18 protein-coding genes are annotated in these 24245 nt (G+C 25.5%); all 18 read right to left on the reverse strand.

Annotated features, from left to right (window positions below; all coding sequences use genetic code 11):
* Positions 1-86 precede the first annotated feature (86 nt).
* Entirely contained in the window at positions 87-1676 is a 1590-nt protein-coding gene (locus tag VJI77_RS01295; RefSeq protein ID WP_323987945.1) for an ABC transporter ATP-binding protein, read from the reverse strand.
* Entirely contained in the window at positions 1669-3300 is a 1632-nt protein-coding gene (locus VJI77_RS01300; protein ID WP_323987946.1) for an ABC transporter ATP-binding protein, read from the reverse strand. The genes VJI77_RS01295 and VJI77_RS01300 overlap by 8 nt, the downstream gene beginning before the upstream one ends.
* 77 nt (positions 3301-3377) lie before the next feature.
* Positions 3378-5405, reverse strand: coding sequence for an ATP-dependent DNA helicase RecG (recG, locus tag VJI77_RS01305; protein WP_323987947.1), 2028 nt, complete (start codon positions 5403-5405; stop codon positions 3378-3380).
* 36 nt (positions 5406-5441) lie between these two features.
* Positions 5442-7064, reverse strand: a complete 1623-nt coding sequence (locus tag VJI77_RS01310) for a DAK2 domain-containing protein (protein WP_323987948.1) — start codon at positions 7062-7064, stop codon at positions 5442-5444.
* A 9-nt stretch (positions 7065-7073) separates the two neighbouring features.
* On the reverse strand, positions 7074-7427 hold the full coding sequence (locus VJI77_RS01315; RefSeq protein WP_293438878.1) for an Asp23/Gls24 family envelope stress response protein: 354 nt from the start codon (positions 7425-7427) through the stop codon (positions 7074-7076).
* A 71-nt stretch (positions 7428-7498) separates the two neighbouring features.
* Positions 7499-8863 carry an MATE family efflux transporter gene (locus tag VJI77_RS01320; protein WP_323987949.1) on the reverse strand — a complete coding sequence of 455 codons (1365 nt, stop codon included), beginning with the start codon at positions 8861-8863 and terminating at the stop codon, positions 7499-7501.
* Between the two features lie 103 nt (positions 8864-8966).
* A complete protein-coding gene (locus tag VJI77_RS01325) occupies positions 8967-10985 on the reverse strand; it encodes a bifunctional 4-hydroxy-3-methylbut-2-enyl diphosphate reductase/30S ribosomal protein S1 (protein WP_323987950.1) in 2019 nt (672 codons plus the stop codon).
* Complete coding sequence (locus VJI77_RS01330; protein WP_009732777.1) at positions 10963-11553, reverse strand: lysophospholipid acyltransferase family protein; 591 nt, start codon at positions 11551-11553, stop codon at positions 10963-10965. Before VJI77_RS01330 ends, VJI77_RS01325 begins: the two co-directional genes overlap by 23 nt.
* Positions 11546-12202: a (d)CMP kinase gene (gene cmk / locus VJI77_RS01335; RefSeq protein ID WP_323987951.1), complete on the reverse strand. Its 657-nt coding sequence runs from the start codon at positions 12200-12202 to the stop codon at positions 11546-11548. The genes VJI77_RS01330 and cmk overlap by 8 nt, the downstream gene beginning before the upstream one ends.
* 2 nt (positions 12203-12204) lie before the next feature.
* Entirely contained in the window at positions 12205-13425 is a 1221-nt protein-coding gene (locus VJI77_RS01340) for an NAD(P)/FAD-dependent oxidoreductase (protein ID WP_323988144.1), read from the reverse strand.
* A 227-nt stretch (positions 13426-13652) separates the two neighbouring features.
* Positions 13653-13859 (reverse strand): 50S ribosomal protein L28, encoded by a 207-nt coding sequence (gene rpmB / locus VJI77_RS01345; RefSeq protein ID WP_009372827.1) that lies wholly within the window; start codon positions 13857-13859, stop codon positions 13653-13655.
* An 84-nt stretch (positions 13860-13943) separates the two neighbouring features.
* On the reverse strand, positions 13944-15002 hold the full coding sequence (locus VJI77_RS01350; RefSeq protein ID WP_323987952.1) for a hypothetical protein: 1059 nt from the start codon (positions 15000-15002) through the stop codon (positions 13944-13946).
* 17 nt (positions 15003-15019) lie between these two features.
* Positions 15020-17002, reverse strand: coding sequence for an NAD-dependent DNA ligase LigA (gene ligA / locus VJI77_RS01355; RefSeq protein ID WP_323987953.1), 1983 nt, complete (start codon positions 17000-17002; stop codon positions 15020-15022).
* Between the two features lie 2 nt (positions 17003-17004).
* Positions 17005-19257: an ATP-dependent helicase gene (locus VJI77_RS01360; RefSeq protein WP_323987954.1), complete on the reverse strand. Its 2253-nt coding sequence runs from the start codon at positions 19255-19257 to the stop codon at positions 17005-17007.
* Between the two features lie 59 nt (positions 19258-19316).
* Positions 19317-20561: a CdaR family protein gene (locus VJI77_RS01365; protein ID WP_323988145.1), complete on the reverse strand. Its 1245-nt coding sequence runs from the start codon at positions 20559-20561 to the stop codon at positions 19317-19319.
* The gene (gene cdaA / locus VJI77_RS01370; RefSeq protein WP_323987955.1) at positions 20536-21498 is read right to left on the reverse strand and encodes a diadenylate cyclase CdaA; all 963 of its coding nucleotides are present in this window, start codon (positions 21496-21498) and stop codon (positions 20536-20538) included. The genes VJI77_RS01365 and cdaA overlap by 26 nt, the downstream gene beginning before the upstream one ends.
* Before the next feature lie 96 nt (positions 21499-21594).
* Entirely contained in the window at positions 21595-22542 is a 948-nt protein-coding gene (locus tag VJI77_RS01375; RefSeq protein WP_323987956.1) for an ABC transporter ATP-binding protein, read from the reverse strand.
* The gene (locus VJI77_RS01380) at positions 22514-24160 is read right to left on the reverse strand and encodes an ABC transporter permease (RefSeq protein ID WP_323987957.1); all 1647 of its coding nucleotides are present in this window, start codon (positions 24158-24160) and stop codon (positions 22514-22516) included. Before VJI77_RS01380 ends, VJI77_RS01375 begins: the two co-directional genes overlap by 29 nt.
* Positions 24161-24245 lie beyond the last annotated feature (85 nt).

The following is a 24245-nucleotide window of genomic DNA, read 5'->3' on the forward strand; positions in this document are numbered from 1 at the left end:
TTAAACTAAAAAAGAGATAAAAATCAACTCTATCTCTTTTCTTTAATTCATAATAATATTATTAATAAACTTGTCAACATTTCTTTTTACAACTCAATTATTTTAAATTCTTCATCATAAATATTATACTTTGTTAGATGTGAAATAATCATAAATTTACATTTATATAATTTTTTTATATTGTTTATAATTAATTTTATTGTTTCAACATCTAAATTTGCATCAGGTTCATCTAAAAAAAGTATTTGAGGGTTAGTTATTAATGCCCTAGCTATTGTTAATCTCATTTTTTCTCCTTTAGATAAAACACTTACCTTTTCATCAATATAAAAGTCAAGTCCATCATCCAAAGAATCTATCCAATTATCTAAACAAACCGTTTGTAAAGCCTCATATATTTTATCGTCACTAACATCTTTTTTATCTAGTAATATATTTTCTCTTACAGTACCCGAAAAAATCAAAGGTTCTTGAGAAACATAAACAGGATTTCCACTATTCTCTAATTTGCAATATTTAAAGTTAATGCTCCCTTTATCAGGTTTTAAAATACCAAATATCAATTTAAATATTGTACTTTTGCCAATACCATTTTTACCACAAATTATATAGTTATTTGAAAAATCAAATTCTAAGTTTAATCCATCTATTAAATACTCTTTACTATCAAAAAATTTAAAAAATACATCTCTAAATTCTACCTTAGATATAGGCTTTAAAACAAATTTTGATTTTTCAGAATTTCTTTTAGAATATAAAAAAGTATTAACTTTTGAAATACTTATAAATAATTTTTGTATAACAGATATATATTCACCTGTATAACTTAAAAAGAAAATTATTCCTTCAACCATAGAAAAACATAGTAATAGATATCCAAAATTTATACTTCCTATCGAAACAAGATACATTCCATAAATAATTATGACTAATTTGAATCCAATTTTATATACCATATTGTCTATAAAAAAAGTTATCGTTTCATAAATTTTAATTCTTAATTTTTGTTTATATACTTCCTCCAATACTTTTAAAATATCACTTTCCATTGACTCGTTTAATCCGTAAATATTTACTATTATTAAATTATTTACATACTCAGACACATATTTTATTTTAAGTTCAATATTTTTTCTTATACATAAATATAATTTTTTTATAATTTTTATAAAAAATAAATTTGATATTATTGCAATTAAACCTAGAATGTAAAGTAATAGTAACATTTTGTATGAAGCATTAAAAATAACAATAGTTGATATAATACCTGATAAAATCGCTTGAAAAAACACTACAAGATCCCAGCCTAATATCTTTGAATCATTTATTACATCATGTTGAATTAAAGTAATGTTTTCAGATGAATGTACAACATTATCCCTATTAAGAATTGTTTTAAAAACTAAATTAGTTAAATTTTTCTGATAAACATTAACGCCTTTTTCCATATGATAGCCCCAAAAAGGAATTAAAAACACAAAATATAAAAACACTAGAAATGTTAATAACACTAAAAATGGATAATCTATTTTACTATAATACAATTTTTCAAAAATTAAAAAATATAATATTCCAAAAAGAAAATCAGCAAAAACACTTTGAAAAGAATTGAATAGGAATGAAATTCCAGATAGTAAATTAAAACTATTTTTTACTAAATTAATTTTTTTAAACATGAATTTCACTCTCCTTATTTATTTCGAAAATTTTATTATCTGAAATTTTAAGTATTCTATCACTCATATCCATAAGTTTTTTTCTATGTGTAACCAATATAGTTGTAACATTAATGTTTTTTAACAAATCACAAAATAAATCCTCACTGTAATCATCAAGTGCAGATGTAGGTTCATCTAAAATCAAAAGACTTGGATTTCTAAATAATGCTCTGGCTATACAAATTTTCAATTTTTCTCCTCCAGATAAATTTGTTCCAAATTGCTTTACATCTATTTCTTTATCTAGTAAATAATTTATATCAAGCATTAAAGCTATATTTTCTAAATTTTTTAATTCAGAATTAGTTAAATCGTTTTTTAAAGTAATATTATAATTTATACTCCCATCAAATAAATATGTATTATTATCAACATATCCAATATTTTCCCAAATTTCTCTTTTTTCATTATTAACATCAAATCCAAAAATATTTATTTTTGTTTTTTCATTTAAGTCATATAATCCTAAAATAATTTTTATCAAAGTAGACTTTCCTGAGCCAGTTTCACCAATTATAGATATTTTTTCACCATTCTTTACACTAAAATTTACATCCCTAAAAATAATTTTATCTCCATAATTAAAATCCAAATTTTTAACATTAATTACTGTATTATCAGTAAAGCTTGAACTTTTAAAATTATTATTAACGATATGACAATCTTTTAAATCTATTATTTTTACAATATCATCCAACAAAACACTTACTGATTTCAAATTAGTGATTGTTCTTAAAAATTTTGTAAAAGGTAATGATATACCAACAACCATACTAAGTAGTGCAAAAAACTGTCCATAGCTCATAGGAGAATATTTTACTCTTAAAATTGCTATAAAAATTAATATAATAGTTGGTAAATATTCATTTAATAGTGCAGGAATATAGGATATTTGTTCTCTAAATGTGAGATAATTTTTAGATTTCAATAATTTTTCTTGTTTTTTTCTATGTAAACTATCAACATAATCTTCAAGACCATTAATTTTTATATTTTCTATTTTTTCTAACATCTCTTTTTGAAAATTTATACATTCACTATATTCTCTATAATACTTTTGTGAAGAATATATCAGTTTATCTGTTAGCAAAAAGTCGATAAACACTGTAGTTATAACAACTGGTATAATTATTATAGCAGTCATTCTATCAATCAAAAAAATTCCCAAAAAAGTAAATATAAATGAAAAAGGTGTATAAATAAGACTGTTTAAATTATTATCTAGAAAATCTGTAAATTTTGAAATTCTATCCATGACAACAATGGAATTATTTAATTCTTCTTCTTTTAAATTTTTTATATTTAAAATATATTTACTCAAAATTTTATATTCCAGCTTTATACCAATAACTGAAAACAAAAATTTTTTTAAGGTGCTCATTACCAAAAAAGCAAACAATAAGCACATAAATATTTTAACGCCATAATAATAAATACCATTTAACTCAATAAATTTATCAACTATTTTTTTAGTATAAGTATAAACAAGAAGTTGAAAAACAGAAGTTAATATACAAACGGCAAAAATTACTATATGAGTAAAATAATTAAAATTAATAATTTTATAAAATTTTCTAACCAAAAAATCCCCCTCTGTTAGCAATAAGATTGTTTAATACTAATTGCAAATTTGATTACACAATAAGATATCTTTAAAACCTAATTCATAATAATGTTATTACTAAGATTTTGGATAAACTCATCAACATTTCTTTTAACAACTTGATTTTCTTCTTTGTCAAAATTAAAATCATGCTTCAAAATCTCATCAACATATTTTATTGCAGATTTTAAAAGCTCATAATCTTTTTGGATATTTAAAATTTTAAATCTGGCTTCTCCTGATTGTCGATATCCTAGAATATCACCATATCCTCTAAGTAAAAAATCTTGTTCAGAAATATAAAAACCATCATTTGATGAACACATTATATCCATTCTCTTTTTTACATTTGTACTTTTGTTATTACTAACTAAAATACAAAAACTTTCATAATTTCCTCTTCCTATTCTTCCTCTTAGTTGATGTAATTGACTAAGACCAAATCTTTCTGCATTATAAATTACCATTATATTTGAATTAGGAACATTAATACCAACTTCTATTACAGTAGTTGCAACTAGAACTTTTATTTTTCCACTTTCAAAATTTTTCATTATCTTGTCTTTGTCAACGGGTTTTATCTTCCCATGTATAAATTCGATTTCAATGTTTTGAAAATATCTTTCTTTTAAACGTTCATATAAATTTATAACTGACTGTAATTCCAATGTATCGCTCTCATCGACAAGTGGACAAACAATATATGCCTGACGTCCTTCTGATATATGTTTTTTTATAAAATTCATATATCTTTCTTCATAATTTTCATCTACAAAGTAAGTATTCACCTTTCCTCTACCACTAGGCAACTCATCAATAGTAGAAATATCCAAATCACAGAACATAACAAGACCAACAGTCCTAGGTATAGGAGTTGCACTCATTACTAATATATCTGGATTTTTAGATTTTTTAGAAAGTAAAAGTCTTTGTTTAACTCCAAATCTATGCTGTTCATCTGTAATAACAAAGCCCAAATTTTTGTAAACAACTTTTTCCTGAAAAACCGCATGTGTTCCAATTACAATATCAATTTCTCCGTTTTCTAGCTTTTCTCTAATAGCTTTCTTTTCGGATTCTTTTAAACTTCCAACTAATAACTCAACTTTTATATTATAATCTGAAAAAAGATTTTTAGCATTTTCATAATGCTGTCTAGCTAAAATTTCAGTAGGAGCCATTAAAACTGATTGAAATCCATTTTTTATAACATTAAACATAGCAATAAAAGAGATTATTGTTTTACCACAACCCACATCTCCTTGAATTAGTCTATTCATTTGTTTATCATTAGACATATCTCTAAAAATATCTTCCAATACTTTATTTTGTGAATTTGTCAATTTGAAACTTAAAGATTTTATAAAATCATACGTTTCATCTTTTATCTCAAATCTAATAGCATCATCATTATTTCTCTTTAATTTTTTCATAGAGAGTTGAAAATAAAAAATCTCGTCAAAGGCAAGTCTTCTTTTTGCTCTAATAAAACTTTCATTATCTTTTGGAAAATGAATGTTCCTAATTGCTTTATCATAATTTTCCAAGTTTAATTCATTTAGAATATTACTAGGTAGTTTTTCTTCAAAATATGAATTCTTTTTTAATAAATTTTGAATAATCTTAACTAAGTCTAGATTAGAAATTCCTTTACACAAATGATATTGTGGAATTATACTTCCAATAATATTAGCTTTATTTTGCATTGTAGGAGACTGAATTTCAACATTTTTTCCAAGTAATTTTGCTCTTCCATACATTTCATATACATTATTAATCTTTAAATTTTTTGAAATAAAGATATTATTAAAATATACAATTGTGCAATAATTCATTTCCTCATCCATTGCTAAAAATTTTGTAACTCTAATATTTCTTTTTTTTCTATTTTCCATTAAAGAAATGATTTTTAATCTATACGAATAACTTCCTTCTTCAGTTATTTCAGAAATTTTTTTAAATTTTGTAGTATCAATATAAGAATATGGAAAATACTCTAATAAATTATTAACTGTAAAAATTCCAAGTTTATTTAAAAGAGCAATTTTCTTTTCTCCAATTCCCTTAATATCTTTTAATTCCATAATTATCCTTACAAAAAAAGTCCTTTCGGACTTTTTCTACTCAACTGAAATCAAATAGTAATATAATGGTTGACCACCATATACTAATTCAACCTCAATATCTTCATATTTTTTCTCAATTAATTTTGCTAATTTTTCAGCATCTTTTTCTTTTACATCTTCTCCATAGTAAATACTTACTATAGATGAATCTTCATCAATAAGTTGATCAATAAGTGCTTTAAATGTATCTTCTATTTTCTTTTTAGACACTGTGATTTTACCTTCATTTAAGCCCATAAAATCATCTTTTTTGATTTTTACTCCTTCAATTTCAGTATCTCTTAGAGCATAAGTTATTTGGCCAACTTTAACATTGGAAATAGCCTCAGTCATAAGTTCAATATTTTCATCAACTGATAAGGATTCGTCAAAATTAAATAATGAGCTAAATGCTTGTGGTATTTGTTTTGTTTTTATAACATGAAGTCTTTTATTAGAAATTTTTGCTGCTTGTTCTGAAACAAGTATAATATTACTATTATTAGGGAAAACAAAAATATCATCAGCATTAATCTTTTCAACCGCCTTTAAAATATCTTCAGTTGAAGGATTCATTGTTTGTCCCCCAGTAATAATTTCATCTACACCCATACTCTTAAAGATTTCATCGATACCATCTCCTGTTGAAATAGAAATAAAACCATATTTTTTATGTTCTTTCACTTCTTCAGAATGCTTAGCATCTGCAACTTCTTTGTCAGTATGATGTAAATGATTATGTTGTCTTCTCATATTATCAATTTTTAAGTCATGTAAAGGTCCAAATTCTAATGCCCATTCAATTGCTTGTCCAGGATGATTAGTATGAATATGAACTTTTATAATATTATCACCTTTAACTACAATTAAAGAATCTCCAATACTTGCAAGTTTATCTCTTAATACTCCATATTCTTCTGAATCACTTGTAACCATAAATTCAGTACAATATCCAAATTTAATATCTTCATCTTGTTGTGCAGCCAAGTGTTCAATTCTTGCAGGTCTATTAAATTCGTAATTGTTTTTAATTTCAACAACTTCATCTCCTAAGGCACCTTCAAGTAAATACATTAGTCCACGGCCGCCAGCATCTACAACTTCTGCTTCTTTTAAAATAGGTAAAATTTCAGGAGTTTTTTCCAAACTTCTAAAACCTTCCTTTAAAATTTCTTTACAAAATTCAATTTCATCATTATAATGAGTATAATTTGCTTCTGCAAATTCACCCATTTCTCTTATAACTGTTAAAATTGTTCCTTCAGTAGGTTTTATAACTGATTTATAAGCGACCCTATAGGCATTTACAAAACATTCCTTAATAGTTTCAACATCAAGCGTTACACTTTCTTTACTTCCTAAATAGAAACCCCTTAAAATTTGAGATAAGATTACTCCTGAGTTTCCTCTTGCGCCCATCAATGCCCCATCGCTAATAGCTTTAGTAACATCTGCACAAGTATTAATTTTTGAATTTTCTAAATTCTTTATTGCTGATTTAATAGTCAAAGACATATTTGTACCTGTATCTCCATCAGGAACTGGAAATACATTTAAGCTATTAACTATCTCTTTATTTGTTTCAAGATAATTACGAGCTCTTACAAATGCCTTTTGCAATTGTTCACTATTTATCATAATTTCCTCCTAATTACCTTCTAATTTTATTCCATGAACATTAATATTAACTTTTTTCACAGTTAATCCTGTCAAGTTTTCAACATTATATTTTATATTTTCTATTATATTCTCACAAACTGTTGAAATTTTAATTCCATATTGAATAACAATATGTAAATCTATGAAAATATTATCTTCTTTAAGTACAACATGAACACCTTTACCTGAATTATCCCATCCTAAAAGGTGATAGATTCCATCTTTAGGAGAAACATTAGCCAATCCGCTAACTCCATAACTCTCTCTTAACACATTAGCTACGATTGTTTTAATCACAGTAGGATTAATAGAAACTTTACCTAATTCATTATTAAATTCCATAAAATAACCTCCTAATTTATACATAAGTATATAGACTACTATATCAAATTTTAAGAAAAAAATCAAGATTTTTATAAATCTTTAATAGCTGATTCCCATTTCACTTTCATAACAAAAAAGAAAAATATAAATGCAGCCATACAATTTGAAAATAAATTTCCCCAGAAAATTGAATATACTCCCAAATACTTTTCAGTAAAAATTATAAAAATATATCTAAGTAACCAAACTCTCATTATTCCTGTAAGCAAAGGCATTTTTGTTCTTCCCAAACCAATAAATACTCCTTGTTCAACTGTAAATATTCCAAATCCTATCACAGAATACATATAAATAGTCAACGCCTTATTAGTTATTGTTGTAATTTCCGGATTCTTTTGGAATAACTCAACAATATAAGGATTTAGAGGTGTAAAAATGATTATAATCGAAAATACTATCATCAAAGAAAACAAAATTCCATAATAAAATACTTTTTTTGCATTTTTGGAATTCCCATTTCCTATATTCATACTAATCATTGTAGTAACCGTTGTTCCAACACTTGTAGGCAAAACAAAATAAATTGAATTTATATTAGAAGCAATGGTAGAAGCATTAAGGGCAATAGAGCCATATTTTACTACTTCTTTATTAATTAAAAAGAATCCAATATAAACTAAGATATATGATAAAATGCTGGGAATTGCCAAAGCCATTGTTTTTTTTATAAATTCAAAATCGAATCTAAAATTTTTTAAAGAAAGTTGCATATCTGATTTTTTTATAAATAAATCATAGTACATCCAAATACCAATCAAAAAGTAAGACATAAAAGATGCAGATACTGCACCAAAAACTCCTAAATTTAAAATTGATAAAAATATTGTATTAAAAACTATTTTAAAAACCAAAAGAATTATCATACGAAAAAATGGTGCTTCAGGATGTCCTGTCCCATTTTTTATAGAATTAAAAATAGCTGCCATAAATAAAAAAGGTAAAACAAAAGAATAAAGTCCAAGATACTCAAAAACATGTACTGAAAGTTCTTCATTTACTCCTCTTGATATTATATAAGATAATATTAAACAGAGAGGCGAAAGTAGTAGTCCTATACCAAAAGATAAAACCAAAATTTGAACCGAACTATGCTTGGTTTTTTCAATATCGCCTTTCCCATATAATTGTCCTATTATTGCCGACGCTGCAACACTGAGCCCTTGAGAAAATGCATTTAAAATACCTATTACGGATTGAGAAAAACCAATAGCTCCCGCTATAATATAACCTGCTTTATTGTTTAAAAATAATCCATCTGTAATAGGAATTAAAGATTGCACTAAACCCATCATAAAAATAGGTATAGTTAAAATAACTATAGTCTTTAATACTTTTTCACTAAGAATCATATTGCGTCGTTCTTCTGAACTTTTATTAAAAAATTTTATATTCATATCAAATCACTCCAATTAGATTATATACCTTAATGAAATTTATTTCAATGTATTAAAAAAATAGCTGCCGATTTTTTTCGACAGCTATAAAAAAAATTAAAAATTATAATTCAATATCAAGTAAAGCACCTATTGAATTGTCCAATTCTTGATTTTCAAATTTTGCTTCTTCTTCTTTTTCTTCTTCCACAACTACTTCTTTTTCTTCTTCAACTGTTTCTTCAACTGGTTTTTCAAGAAGTTCTTTTATAGATAAAGATATTTTTTGGTTTTCTTCATCAATATTTATAATTTTTACTTGTACTTCATCACCAATATTTAATACATCTGAAGCCTTTTCAATGTGATCATGAGAAATTTGAGAAATATGAACTAAACCTTCAACATTTTCTTTTAATTTAACAAATGCACCAAAATCAACTAAATTAATTACAGTTCCTGTAACAACATCTCCAACTGAATTATTTTCTAGGAATAATTCAAATGGTTTCTTTGTCAATTGTTTTAAACCTAATGAAATTCTATTTCTTTCTCTATTAAGTTTTAAAATAACAACTTCTACTTGATCTCCAACATTTAAAATATCAGAAGGTTTTTTAATTCTATTCCAAGAAATATCTGAAACATGAATTAAACCATCAACATCTCCTAAATTTACAAATGCACCAAAGTCAGTTAGCTTTCTAATTGTTCCTGTTAAGACATCTCCAACAGCCAATTTACTCCAAGCTAAATCTAATTTTTCATTTAATTCTTTTTCTTCTACTTCTCTTCTTGAAAGAACAACTTTTTTCTTTCTTTCATCAAGATTAATTATAGCACATTCTAATTTTTGACCAATATATGGTGTAAAATCTTTTACGAAGCTAGTTGTAATATGACTTGCAGGAATAAAAGCATTAATTCCATCAACAGTAGCTAATAGGCCTCCTTTAACTTCTTTTACTACTTCTGCTTCTACCAACTCTTTATTATTGAATTTTTCAACAAGATTTTGCCAATCTTTTAATGATTCTACTCTTCTAGTTGATAAAACAACATTACCTTCCCCATCATCAAGCTTAATTACATAAACGTCAATTTCTTGTCCTTCATGAAATAAATCTTTAGGTTTTTTAGTAACATCAGAAGATAACTCATCAAGTTTTATAATCCCATCACTTCTATAACCAATGTTAACCATAACTTCAGTTTCAGTGACATAAATTATAGTTCCTTTCACTATGTCTCTTGGATAAATTTTCTTAATACTCCCTTCTATTTGTTCCATAAATTCATCCTTGCTTAAAATTTCCATACCTTCAACTACCTCCTCTATTAACCAATCCGGAGTTGAAGCGCCGGCGGTTAATCCTATTTTCTTATATTTTACCATATCTTTCAATGGTAAATCTAAAAATGTTTCAATTCTATATACATTTTTACAATGCTTTTTGGCTACATCATAAAGTTTATTTGTATTAGAGCTACTGTATCCCCCAATAACTATCATACAATCAACTTTCTTAGAAATTTCTTCGCAAGAATTTTGTCTTTTTGAAGTTGCATCACAAATTGTATTTTCAATTATAACATTTTCATTCCTATCCTTTATTATATCAGAAAATTGAAAAAATTTCTCTACTAAATTGGTCGTTTGTGAAATAATATATAAATTTTTTTTGTTTTTTATCATTTCTGCTTCTTCTTTTGTATTTATTACACAAAATTTATTACCACAATAACCAACCATAGCTTTGATTTCTGGATGATTTTTATCTCCGATGATTATAATCTCATATCCATTTTCAACCTTCTTTTCAATTTTTCTATATATATTTAATAAAACTGGACAAGTACAATCAATACATTTATGTCCATATTCTATCATTTTTTTCTTAATATTTGGATGTATTCCGTGTGAACGTAAAACTATTGTTCCTTTTTTTTCGTCCTCATAATTATCAATAACCTTAAGTCCTTTTTCATCAAACTTTTCTACAACTTGAGGGTTATGAATTAATTCTCCATATGAATACACATTTTCATTTTTTTGATTTTCATTCAAAGTTTTGTCGGCTATTTTTACTGCCCTTTTTACTCCAAAACAAAAACCTGCATTATTTGCTATATAAATCTCCATTTTTTCCTTGATAAATTTTATAAAATAGTTCTTCTGTTAATTTATCAATAGCCTCCGCATCTTCCATATTTTCAAAATCACTAATTTCTATCATAGGATATATATCAACAGTTATTTTAGAAAAAATTTTATAGGTTCCTTCAATATGAATAGGCAATATATTTACTTTATTTTTCAAAGCAATTAAAGCTACACCTTTTTTCATATTACTAATGTCTATCGTTTTAACTCTTGTACCTTCTGGAAAAATTCCAAGCATATTTCCTGATCTTATAACTCTAAAGCAAGACTTTATTGCTTTTAAATCAGTATTTTCTCTGTCTATAGGGATGACTCCTAGTTTTGAAAAGAATTTTGCCGAAAATTTTTTATCAAAAAGTTCTTTTTTTGCAAGAAAAAATATTTGTTTTTTTGTTAAAGTTGCAAGAATAACAGGATCAAATATATGAATATGATTAGCACTTATTATTATAGGCTCATCATCTTTAAAATTTTCAATTCCATTAACTCTTACTCTGTAAATTATTTTTATAAGAACAGAAACTATCCTAAGTAAAAATTTATACATTACTTTCTCCTCTAATATAGGATAAAAACTCTAATATAGTTTCCTTAAGAGTCTTATCGGTAGAATCTATTTCAATTGCATCTTTTGCCTTTTTTAAAGGAGATGCTTCTCTATTCATATCATCATAATCTCTTTTTTCGATACTTTCTCTAACTTGCTCCAAATTAAGACCTTTTTTTCGTTCACTTTGCAAAAATCTTCTTTTTGCCCTTTCTTTAGAAGAAGCAGTTAAATAAAATTTAAAATCTGCCTTTGGAAAAATTACAGTTCCAACATCTCTCCCATCAAGAACACAACTTCCTTCCAATCCTATTTTTCTTTGAAGTGAAACCAAATGATTTCTAACATAATCATAACTTGAAACTAGTGATGCTCCTTTTGAAATCTCATCAGTTCTAATTTCCTTTCCTAATTTTACACCATCCATATAAAGGCAATTAGCTTTATATGTAAAATCAGTATTTTCAAGAATTTCTTTTATTTTATTATGGTTATCTAAAGGAATATTATTAGAAATTAGTTTAAATGCAATCGCTCTGTACATCGCTCCTGTATCTATATAATTAATCTTTAAAATTTTAGAAAGTTTTTTTGCAATGGTGCTTTTTCCAACTCCTGAAGGTCCATCTATTGCTATAATATAATCCATAATTACTCTCCTTCTATACAGGAAACTCCAGCTAAATGTCCAGTAGAAAATGCAATAGTTAAGTTATATCCACCTGTATTTGCATCTACATCTAATAGTTCCCCTACAATATATAAATTTTTTATAAGCTTACTTTCCATAGTAGAAGAATTAATCTCCTTAACTGAAACGCCCCCAATAGTAATAATTGCCTCACTTAATGGTCTTAAGCTCTTAAAATTAAATTTTAAATTTTTTATAGTTTCTACAAGCTTTTTTCTATCTTCTTTATTAATCTGATTAACTGGAATTTCTCCATTAACTCCAGATTTTTCGAGTACAAGTTCAACCATAGAACCTATTAAAACATTCGAAAGAACATTTTTTAAATTTTTATTCTTATTTTGATCAAATTCTCTTAGTAATCTAAGATCTAATGTATGCTGATCAAGTTTAGGTTTTAAATCAATTGAAATAACAAAATCTTCTGAATTATCAAAATACTTGCTTGATTTTAAAACTATTGGTCCACTAAAACCTGTATGAGTAAAAATCATTTCTCCAAACTCAGAATGTAAAAGCTTTTTATATTTACCATATATATTAAAATCTACAAATTTTAAACTTACTCCTGAATATTTCCTAATATTTTCTTTTACATCAATTCCAACAAGTCCAGCTTTTAAATCAGTTATTGTATGACCCAATCTCTTTAAAATTTCATGACCTTTCCCTCTAGAACCTGTAAAAGGATAAGATTTACCCCCTGTAGCAAATACAACTTTATCAAAAAGGCCATAATCTTTGTTACAAACTAATTTAAATTTATCCCCAATAATCTTTACATCATCAATTTCAGTATTTAAAATAATTTTAACACCTTTTACATTTAATGCTTTTTCCAATACCTTTATAACATCACTTGATTTATCAGAAAGCGGAAAAACTCTTCCCCCACGTTCAACTTTAGTTCTTAGACCATTCTCGTTAAAAAATCTCAAAATATCCTCATTAGTAAAAGAATACAAACTACTATATAAAAAATTTTTATTTCTATTTACTTCATCAAAAAATTCGTAAATTTCTTTTGAATTGGTAATATTACATCTTCCTTTTCCTGAAATATAAATTTTCTTACCAATTTTTTCATTTCCTTCAAACAAAAATACATCGGTATTTTCGTTTTTTGAAAATATCGCACTCATAATACCTGATGCACCTGCACCAATAACTGCTATTTTTATAAAATCACTACCTTGAACTTAATAATTTAACTCATATAAGTATAAAATATTTTTTGCATTTAGTCAAATTTTTTATTATTTAATTTTTGAATTTTTACATTTAATATAATATCAATAAATTGTAGAAATATGTTATTTATTGTAATATAAAATTTCTCAAACAAAATTTTTAATATTTGAACAAAAAAATAGGAAGATAATAATCTTCCTAAAAATTTTCATTATAATTATTCAGCTGAAGTAAATGAAGGTCTTTCAACAAAACCACTCTTCAAACATGTAGTACAAACATTAATTCTCTTTACAGAGCCGTCAACAACAACTCTTACTTTTCTAATATTTGCTCCCCATGATCTACTGCTCTTTCTATGTGAAAAAGTTACTTTATTTCCAAATAATTTTGTTTTATCACAAATTGCACATCTTTTTGACATTTTCATACCTCCTTTTACAAACTCAAATTTAACAGTAGTATTATATCATAGACGACTCCCATTTGCAAGTCTTTAAAAAATTATTTAGTCAAAATATTTATTTTCAATATATAAATTATTATCTTTATAAACTAGTTCTATTGGCTCATTATACATTTTTGCTATTTTTCTAAGTCTATCAGAAAAAACTTCTATTCCACTATACCTATTTACATTTATAAAATTATCAACCATATATTGTACTTTTTTATCATCTGATATATTAAAAAAATCTATCGAACTATTAATTTTTTTACTAAATCCATTGAAAATTTCTGAAACTTTTTTACCTATATAGTTATCTTTATCAATAATATTCTTTACATCATCATAATGCTCACCATATATATTTTTATATTCTCTAGATTCAAATTCTATATTTTTTATATGTTCATTAAAATATTCTAAATTAACATTTTCAATAAATAAAATTTTTAAAAATAAAGAAAAAGAATAATTATATAGTGCTAATCTATATGCTCCAAAAATTCTATTAATTTCAAAAATTTTTTCGTTCAGACTCATTTTTTTATTATTTGCAAAAAAATCTTTTATTTTCCATTTATAAAATGAAATATCTTTAATCGAATTTCTATAAATTTCATTAATCATTATAACTTCAGAATTTCTAAATATTTCGTTATCATAATTATAATAAAAATCTTTTAAACTTTTTAATAGAATATCTGAATCTGCTTTAAGTTGTGATATTTTATCCTGTTCTAAAAAATTTAATATTTCTTTTTGAGTTCTTTGGATAGTATCCAATTTTTTATCAATACATTTTAAAATAATTGCAGCAAATATTATTGTATAATTTATATTTGATGGAATTAATCTAGCCTGTTCTACAATTTTGTTATTCTTTAAAACAGCAGTATAAAATCCCCCTTCTTTTGCTTTCATCAATTTTCCACCAGATTTCATAGTAACTCTAAATAGCCCTTTTTCTCTTATTGAAGAAGCAATAACACCAGCTATTGATATATCACTTATAGAAATCTTTGAGTATTTCCCAACATCAAAATTTTTATTTTCTTCTTCTGAAAACTTTTTAATATCTAGCAAAACTTTTGTAATTTTGTTTCTGTTATTTTCATCCATAATAACCCTCCCTATTTTTATCTTATCTTCTCCAAAAATATTTCAAGTTCATCTTCTGATATTATATTTATTCCAAGTTCTTGTGCCTTCTTTAATTTTGAACCCGCCTTTTCTCCAACAACTAAAAAGTCAGTAGACTTTGCAACAGCAGATTGAACTATAAGACCATTTTGAGAAAAAATATCTTCTAAATCTTTTCTTTTGTAATTTTCAAAAGTACCTGTTATTACTATTTTCTTATCAGTAAATTCACTTTTTGAAATTTCTTCATAAGGAATTACTTCTATTCCTTTTTCAAGTAATTTATCCAAAGCACCTTTGCTATATTCATCATTAAAAAATTCAAAAATAGAATTGGCTACAATATCTCCAACATCATTAATCTGTAAAAGTTCCTCAACGGTAGCTTTTCTTAAATTAACTAAATTTTTATATTTTTTAGCTAAATCTTTTGCAGTTTTAATCCCTACATTTTTAATTCCAAGCGCATAGATAAAGTTTTCTAAATTTACATTTTTGCTCTCTTCTATTGAGTTTAATAAATTATTAACCTTTTTATCTTTAAATTTTTCTAGAGCGATAAGTTCATCATATTTTAAATCATAAATTTTATAAACTTTATCCACTCCTAATTTATCAAACAATAATTCAATAGTTTTTTCACTTAAACCTTCTATATTCATTGCATTTTTACTTGAAAAATGAACAAGTGAAGAAGTTAATTGAGGTGTACAGGCTAAAGTGTTTGTACAGAAGAAATGTACTCCATCTCGAATCAATTCGCTATTACAATAAGGACAATGTGTTGGCATTTTAATTTCTATCTCATTTCCATTATCTTCATCCATTGTTCCAAGAATTTCCGGGATAACGTCATTTGAACGTCTTATCAAAACTCTTGAATTTATTTTTACTTTTTTTCTTAAAATATCATCATAATTATTTAAAGTTGCCCTTTGAACAGTTACATCACCTATTTCAACTGGTTCTAAAATAGCTGTAGGAGTAACTTTTCCTGTCCTACCTACATTCCAAACAACTTCTTTTAAAATTGTACTATATTCTTCTGCCTCAAATTTATAAGCTATTGCAAATCTAGGAAATTTATTAGTATATCCAAAAAATTCTCTAAGTTCAAAGTCATTAACTTTAATTACAACACCATCTGTCAAATAATCAACTTTTTTTCTTAAAACATCTATTTCTCTTATTTTATCTTTTATCTCTTTTAGATTAAGACATTTTTTCTCATATCCATTTACTTTAAATTTATTTTCTTTTAAAAACGAAATCATCTCTTCTTGAGTTTTAAATTGCTCATCAGACTTAAAGCCAACATTGTAAATAAAAGCATCTAAATTTCTACTAGCTGTCTTTTTGGGGTCAAGATTTCTAATCGCTCCTGCTGCAGCATTTCTGGCATTTTTTAAAGGTACTTCTGCCGTCTCGTTATATTTTGCAAGAGCAGAGAGAGGCATAATAGCTTCTCCTTGAATTTCAACTAAACCTTTATAATCAATTTCAAGCGGAATACTTTTTATTGTCTTCACTTGTTCAAAAACTTCTTCTCCATATACTCCATTTCCTCTAGTAGATGCAGAAACTAAAATTCCTTTATCATAAGTTAGATTAATTGTAAGTCCATCAAATTTATACTCAACATAATATTCCAAAGTCTTTTTAGTATTGTTTATAGAATTATATTCATTTAAAAGTTTTAAACATCTATTATGAAACTCTTCAAGTTCTTCAAAACTTTGCGCCTTTTGTAAACTGTAAAGCTCTTTTAAATGTGTATGTTTTTCAAATTTTTCTAAAACTTCTCCACCTACTCTTTGAGTTGGAGAATTTGGTAAAATTACGCCTGTTTCTTTTTCTAATTTAAGAAGTTCATCATAGAGTCTATCATACTCAGCATCACTTACAATAGGTTCGTCTAAAGTGTAATACTTATATGCCCAAAGATTTAATTTTTCTACAATTTCTTTCATTTTATCCATTATTAAGCCCTCTTTATACGCTTGTCTTTCTTTAAATCAAATAATTTAATACCTTCTCCATCAAATGCAACCATAAGCATAATCTTTGTTCCTGCTTTTTCACATTTAATTACAGTACCTTCACCATATTTTTCATGTATAATCTTTTCTCCAACTTTATAAACATCTTTAGATGAAGTCTTATTTGGTTTTTGATAATGATTTAATGGTTTATCTAATTTCGTTCTTCCAAGATCTGCATTAGATACATAAGTTCTGGAATAATCTGTATAAGCATCATTTCTAATTTTCGAAGTATTAACTCTTTCTTCATCAAAATTAAATTCAAGATTAATGCTTTTATCGTCAACATAATTAATTATTTCATCTACAAAACTTGAAACTCTATAAAGATTTAATTTCCCATACATAGTCATACTCTTTGTTGAAGAAATAAAGAGTTTTTCTTTTGCTCTAGTAATAGCTACATAGAAAAGTCGTCTTTCTTCTTCAAGTCCATCATCTCTCTCTTTAATTGACCTTTCACTCGGAAATATACCTTCATTCATTCCTATAATAAATACAACTTTATATTCAAGTCCTTTTGCAGAATGAATAGTAGTTAAAGTAACAGTATCATCCGAATCTTCAGTCTTATCTATATCTGATAAAAGGCTATTTGTTTCAAGATATTCTAGCAATTTAGCTCCTTTATAGTTATTAGAAATTTCTTCCAAAAATAAATTTATATTTTCTGCCTTTTTTTCAAACTCTTTCTTTTCATTTTCTCTTAAATAATCTACAAATTTGATTGAATCTAAAAGTTCTTTAATCAAAATTTCAACTTCAGTATCTTCAACACAAGTGATAAAACCGAAAATCATATCTCTAAAATTTTCAAATTCAGTTCTTAATTTTTTACTTACAGAGTCCAAAAATTCATTTCTAAATAGTCCATCAAAAAGACTGATATTTTCAGCATAGCAATATTCCTCTAGTTTTTGCAAACTTACATTTCCAATTGAACGCTTAGGATAATTTATTATCCTTCTAAAAGCATTATCATCTTTCGGATTTGCAATTAATTTTAAATATGCCAAAATATCTTTAATTTCTTTTCTATCGTAAAACTTTAGACCACCGACCATTCTATACGCAATAGAATTTTTTCTTAGTGCATTTTCAATTGCAAATGATTGAAAATTTGCACGATATAAAACTGCGATATCTGATAAATTATAACCTTCAAAAATCAAATTTGAAATATTTTGTGCAACTTCTATAGCCTCATAATTTTCATTTTGATAGCTTTTATAAATTATTTCATCTCCGCCCTCTTTTTTTGTCCAGAGATTTTTTTCTTTTCTATTTACATTATTTTTTATAAGTTCATTAGCACAATCCAAAATCTTTTGTGTTGAACGATAATTTTCTTCAAGTAAAATTATTTTTGAATTGGGAAAGTCATTTTCGAAATTCAAAATATTTGAAATGTTTGCACCTCTCCACCCATAAATTGATTGGTCGATATCTCCAACGGCACATACATTTTTATATTTAGATGCTAAAAGTTTTATAATCTCATATTGGGAATTGTTAGTATCTTGATATTCATCAACATAAATATATTTAAATTTTTCAGAATAATAGTCCAAAACTTCAGGACATTTTTTAAAAAGTTCAATAGTTTTAAAGATAAGGTCGTCAAAATCTAAAGCATTATTCTTTATTAAGATCTCCTCATATTTTTTATAAATTTTTTCTACTACATCAGTATTATTTCCAAAGGAAAAATATTTTGAAAATTCACTTGATTTAACATTTTTGCCTTTAGCATCACTTATAATTCCAATAATAGCATTTTTGAACTCTCCAAGTACACTTTCCCAAGTAGGATTTTGTTTAAAAATCTCTTTTAAAACTAACTTTTGATCGTCTCTATCATAAATCGTAAAATTATTTGAATATCCTATTTTTTCTATATTGAATCTTAAAATTTTAGAGCAAATTGAGTGAAAAGTTCCTATCCACATACTAGAAATATCTCTTTTAAAGATATTCTCTATTCTCTCTTTCATTTCCTTTCCGGCTTTATTTGTAAAAGTAATAGCTAAAATTTCATATTCACTTACATTTTTTTCTAAAACTGCATAAGCAATCTTTGTGGTTAATACCTTAGTCTTTCCACTTCCTGCTCCAGCAAGAACCAATAATGGAGAACCAAAATGCTCCACAGCTTCTAATTGTCTATTATTTAATCCCTTCAATAAATCCATACATAACCTCATTACTTATTTATAAAAAAGCAATGGATTTACCATTGCTTTTTTAAAATTTATTTTCCAATAGCTTGAACAATATCGTTTGAAATTTTTACAATTTCAATATTTTCAATATTTTTAGCTTTTATTTGCACATTTTTACCGACATCTTCTTTCTTAACTGAAACATAAAGTTTTATGTCGTCTTCAGTTAGCTTAGACAAGTCAGATTCATAGCCTCTCACAGTAACCTGAACCTTATTTTGTAAACCTTTCAATAGTATTTCTTTATCAGACTCATTCTCTATTGAAATATTAGAAGTATCAATTTCAAAATTCTTTTCAATCTTTTCGTCAACATCAATATTAATAACAACCTTTAGATCATTATTAACAAGAGCTACATCAGATGGTAATTCCAAATTAAGATTATATGAACCTGATTCCTTTATTTGAGACAAATCAAAAGGTTTAGTGCTTATTTCCGAAATTTGTTCCAAACTTGTCAAATTTCCAACCAATGAAACTATATTAGGAACAATGTTTTTCTTTATAATTCTTACATCACTAGGTGGTGTATTTATTTCTACTAATTTTATTGGAACTTCTTTAAAGTTCTTAAATCCGATAGAAACATTAGTGTCTGTTTTACTAAGAGTCACTTTTTTAACTTCTTGATTAAGTTCATCAACAGGTACTATTTTAGATTGAACTACTTCATCACTATCTTTATTAGTAACATCTACAACACAAAGAACTTTCTTAACTTTATTTACATAACTAACCGGTCCACTTACTACAATTTCAGAATCAGCAGGTTCTTTTTTTGCTACAACTTGGTTTTTGTTCTTTATTTGTCCAACTGTTTCAACTTCAACTTTATAAGTTTTACTTATTTCTTCATCTAAAGTAACTAGTAAATCAGTTTCTGAAGCTGATTTAAACTGAACATTATATGGAACTTTATAATTAATAGATAATCTATGTGCCCCAGATGTTATCCCATTTTGTAAATTCACCTCTGCAACTATATCACTTTTATTTACAGAATAAACATCACTTCTTTTTCCTGTTATAGTAACTGTTACTGTTGGATTTTCAGGACTTATTCTTATAAGTTTTCTAGATTCTAAAACAGATTGATTCTTAAAACTTACAGGAACATCATTAAATTGCCTTGTAACAACTGGATTAACTCCACCAATAACAAGAAACCACATAACTATTCCAACAGCCAATGAAATTACTTTTAATTTAAAATCTTTCTTAATTAATTCAATTATACTCTTTATATTAATCTTTTTTAACAATTTTATCACCTTGATTTTCAACAATTTCACTAACTTCTTCTTTTATATCTTCAATAATTTCTTTCTTAACTTCTTCTTTAAATTCTTTCTTATTTACAACATCATCTGAAACTTCTTTATTTTCAAATAAATTTTGGAAAATTTCTTTTAATGAATTAGTATTTTTTTCTTCGACAACAAAATTTTCAACTAAATAATTTAATAAGTATTCTTTTGAAACATTTCTATTTATTCTTGACTTTTCACAAATAGAAACATATCCTGTTTCTTCACTAACAACGATTACTATAGCATCTGATTTTTCTGAAATACCAATACCAGCTCTATGTCTTGTTCCTAGTTCCATTGATATTTGTTTACTATCAGTTAGAGGTAAAAAACAAGACGCTGCTATAATACGATCATGACTTATAACAACTGCCCCATCATGCAATGGAGTATTAGGAATGAAAATATTCATTAACAATTCATAGGAAACGTCAGAATTCAAAGAAATACCTGTTTCAATAATATCCCTAAGGCCTGTCTTTCTTTCTAAAACCATTAAAGCACCAATTTTTTTGTCAGCTAATGAATATGTAGCCTTAACAATTTCTTCAATGACATTAGCATTACTACTTGATACTTCAAAATTAACAGGTTTTAAAAGTTTATTATTTCCAATATGTTCCAATATCCTTCTAAGTTCTGGTTGAAATACTATCAAAATAGCTATAAAACCAACTGTGACTGCATTATTTAAAATCCAACTTATAGTATAAAGTTTAAAAAACTCACTTAGTTTTGAAGCTATAAAAATGAATAGTATCCCTTTTATAAGTTGAGTTGCTCTTGTTCCTCTAATCAATGCAAATAACTTATAAAACATAAAACTAACTATAAATATATCTATAATATCTGTTATTCTTATAGTTGATAACAAAAAAAATAATTTATCTAAACCCATAAAATCACATCTTTCTAATTTTTATATTTTTCATATTAATTATAATACAATATCAACTAAAATTCAACAATTGTTAATATAGAAAAAAACTTTCAATTAAATTGAAAGTTTTTGTAATTTGTACTCAATAAAAACATCTTCTCCGATATTTTTTTCTTTTCCAGTATTTAATTCTACTACTTTTAATATCTTCTCATCGCTTTTCTTTAACTTTAACTGATACTCTATAAAAGCTCCTCTAAATTGTTTTGATAAAATTTCAGCAGGTTCTTCAGTTTTATAATCAACTATTTTGATTTTTTCCGGTCTAATAAAATTATCATTATCTAATTTATTTGAATTTCCAATAAATGATAGTGAGAACTCACTATTTGGAGAATTATATAGCTCAGTAACTGTAGAATTTTGAATTATTTTTCCTTCATTCATTAAAATAACTCTATCAGCCATTGTAAAAGCATCTTCTTGGTCATGTGTTACTAGTATTGTTGTCATTTTAAAATATTTTACAAGTTTCTTAATTTCATTTCTCATTGTAATTCTTAAATTTTTATCTAAATTTGAAAAAGGTTCATCAAGCAAAATAAGTCTTGGACTTATAACTAGACTTCTTGCAAGTGCCACTCTTTGCCTTTGGCCACCAGATAACTCATGAATTTTTCTTTTTTCATATCCTTCAAGTCCAACAATTTTTAGCATTTCCATAGATTGTTTTATTCTATCTTGCTTTTTTACATTTCTAAATTTCAATCCATAAGCAACATTTTCTAAAACATTTTTATTACTAAAAAGTCCATAAGATTGAAAAACTGTTGAAATATTTCTATCTTCTGGATTTAAAGAACTTATATCTTCTCCATTTAAAATAATTTGTCCTGAATCGTTTTTAATAAAACCTCCAATTGAATTTAAAATGGTTGTTTTTCCACAACCGGAAGGTCCCAATATACATAGAATATTACCTTCTTCAAGAGAGAAGTTAATATCTTTTAAAACTTCCTTTTCACCATATTTCTTACATAAATTTTTTACTTCTAAGAACATAAGTATCTCCTAATTTATTTAAAATATAATTAATAAACATAAATAATAAACTAAAAATTAAGCAAATCAGAATTATCAATATAGCTAATACTGAAGCAGTGTTGTATTTACCACTATTTATGACATCAAACATTACAAGAGTCAAAACCTTTTGTGCTGGATATACAATGAAAATTATAGATCCAACTGTAGTCATAGTACTATTAAATCCATTTATCATGCTTATAACAAAATGATTTCTTGTATGTGATAAAATAACATCTTTAAAAATAAAGAATTCATTTGCTCCTAGGTCTTTTGCACTTAAAATTTGATTCTTATCTATTGTTTCTAAACTAGAACTAAAGACTTTAGTTGAAAAAGGAAGTTGCTTAAAAGTAACATTCAAAATAACTATTAAAGCAGTTCCTGTAATGTAAATTGGATAATTATTAAAAGCTAATATATATCCAATTCCAAAGAAAGTACCTGGTAACATATATGGCATAGTAGCAATAAAATCAAATATTTTTAAAAATTTTACATTTCTTATATGAATATAATATTGTAGTAAAAGTCCTATTAGACTACCAAAGAAAGCAGAAATCAAAGAATAATTAATACTTCTAAAAATAGTTTTATCTATATGGTTCTTAATTCCTATAAAGTGTTCAAATGTAAAATATAATTTTCCTTTTGAATAATCTGTAAAAGCAGATAAAATTATAGAACTATATTGTAAAATTAATAAAATCAAAAATATTGTTGATAAAAAAATTGCAAAGGAAAAAACAATACCTTTCTTTTCAATATTAACTTCTGACACATTAGATCCAAAATTTGTATTTGAAATTATTCTTGAATTCTTTATATAAAATATAAAAGTAAAAATAACTGGAATACAAAGTATTATATTCATAGCTCCAGCCTGAATAATATTTCCATCAGAAATAAAAACATTATATGATTTTGAAGCTAAAGTTTCAAAAGAACCACCTATTATTAAAGGTGTAGAAAAATCAGCAATACTTCTTATAAAACTTAAAATTGCAACAACTTTTATGCTAGGTAATAATTGAGGTAAAATAATATCTAAAATAATATTATTTGTTTTTGCCCCTAAAGATCTTGCACTATTTATTTGCTCCTTATCAATATTATCTAGTGTAGATATAATCATAAGAGCACTCAAAGATATAAGCCCTATACTTTGCATTAAAATAACACCAAAAGAACCATAAGCATTAAATGATAGCTTAAAAATATCATGTGTTATGAAACCTCTTCTTCCAAAAAGTTTTATATATGCTAATGATGAAACAAAAGGTGGAGATATCATTGTAATCATTAAAACAAATGAAATTAATCTCTTTATACTCTTTTTAATACTAAAACAAAAAATTCCAATAGAAACTGAAACAATTGTTGTAATTATGGTAGCAAAAATTGCTACAAAAATTGAATTATATAAAAGTTTACTCTGTGTTTTTAAAAAAGAGAATCCTTCTAAAGTAAATTTTCCTTCATTAAAAAATGTGGAAGTAAAAACTTTTAAGAAAGGAAATAAAATAAAAGTAAATAAACAAAAAACAAGAGTTAATATAATAATTGCATCTAAAAATTTAAAATATCTTTTCATAACTTTAATTAATTAAAAAGGGAGATTGTTCTCCCTATTTTCTATTGTAAAACAACAAGATTTCTAAAAATATTCTTGATAAAAA

The sequence above is a fragment of the Parvimonas sp. D2 genome (assembly GCF_035282635.1).
Lineage (GTDB): Bacteria > Bacillota > Clostridia > Tissierellales > Peptoniphilaceae > Parvimonas.

Excerpts from the sequence above, each read along its gene's own strand:
- cdaA (WP_323987955.1), bottom strand. The coding sequence starts at position 21,498 with ATGGGTTTAGATAAATTATTTTTTTTGTTATCAACTATAAGAATAACA.
- VJI77_RS01310 (WP_323987948.1), bottom strand. The coding sequence starts at position 7,064 with ATGATAAATAGTGAACAATTGCAAAAGGCATTTGTAAGAGCTCGTAAT.
- ligA (WP_323987953.1), bottom strand. The coding sequence starts at position 17,002 with ATGGATAAAATGAAAGAAATTGTAGAAAAATTAAATCTTTGGGCATAT.
- recG (WP_323987947.1), bottom strand. The coding sequence starts at position 5,405 with ATGGAATTAAAAGATATTAAGGGAATTGGAGAAAAGAAAATTGCTCTT.
- VJI77_RS01330 (WP_009732777.1), bottom strand. The coding sequence starts at position 11,553 with ATGTATAAATTTTTACTTAGGATAGTTTCTGTTCTTATAAAAATAATT.
- VJI77_RS01315 (WP_293438878.1), bottom strand. The coding sequence starts at position 7,427 with ATGGAATTTAATAATGAATTAGGTAAAGTTTCTATTAATCCTACTGTG.
- rpmB (WP_009372827.1), bottom strand. The coding sequence starts at position 13,859 with ATGTCAAAAAGATGTGCAATTTGTGATAAAACAAAATTATTTGGAAAT.
- VJI77_RS01375 (WP_323987956.1), bottom strand. The coding sequence starts at position 22,542 with ATGTTCTTAGAAGTAAAAAATTTATGTAAGAAATATGGTGAAAAGGAA.
- VJI77_RS01360 (WP_323987954.1), bottom strand. The coding sequence starts at position 19,257 with ATGGATTTATTGAAGGGATTAAATAATAGACAATTAGAAGCTGTGGAG.
- VJI77_RS01325 (WP_323987950.1), bottom strand. The coding sequence starts at position 10,985 with ATGGAGATTTATATAGCAAATAATGCAGGTTTTTGTTTTGGAGTAAAA.
- cmk (WP_323987951.1), bottom strand. The coding sequence starts at position 12,202 with ATGGATTATATTATAGCAATAGATGGACCTTCAGGAGTTGGAAAAAGC.
- VJI77_RS01295 (WP_323987945.1), bottom strand. The coding sequence starts at position 1,676 with ATGTTTAAAAAAATTAATTTAGTAAAAAATAGTTTTAATTTACTATCT.
- VJI77_RS01350 (WP_323987952.1), bottom strand. The coding sequence starts at position 15,002 with ATGGATGAAAATAACAGAAACAAAATTACAAAAGTTTTGCTAGATATT.
- VJI77_RS01320 (WP_323987949.1), bottom strand. The coding sequence starts at position 8,863 with ATGAATATAAAATTTTTTAATAAAAGTTCAGAAGAACGACGCAATATG.
- VJI77_RS01380 (WP_323987957.1), bottom strand. The coding sequence starts at position 24,160 with ATGAAAAGATATTTTAAATTTTTAGATGCAATTATTATATTAACTCTT.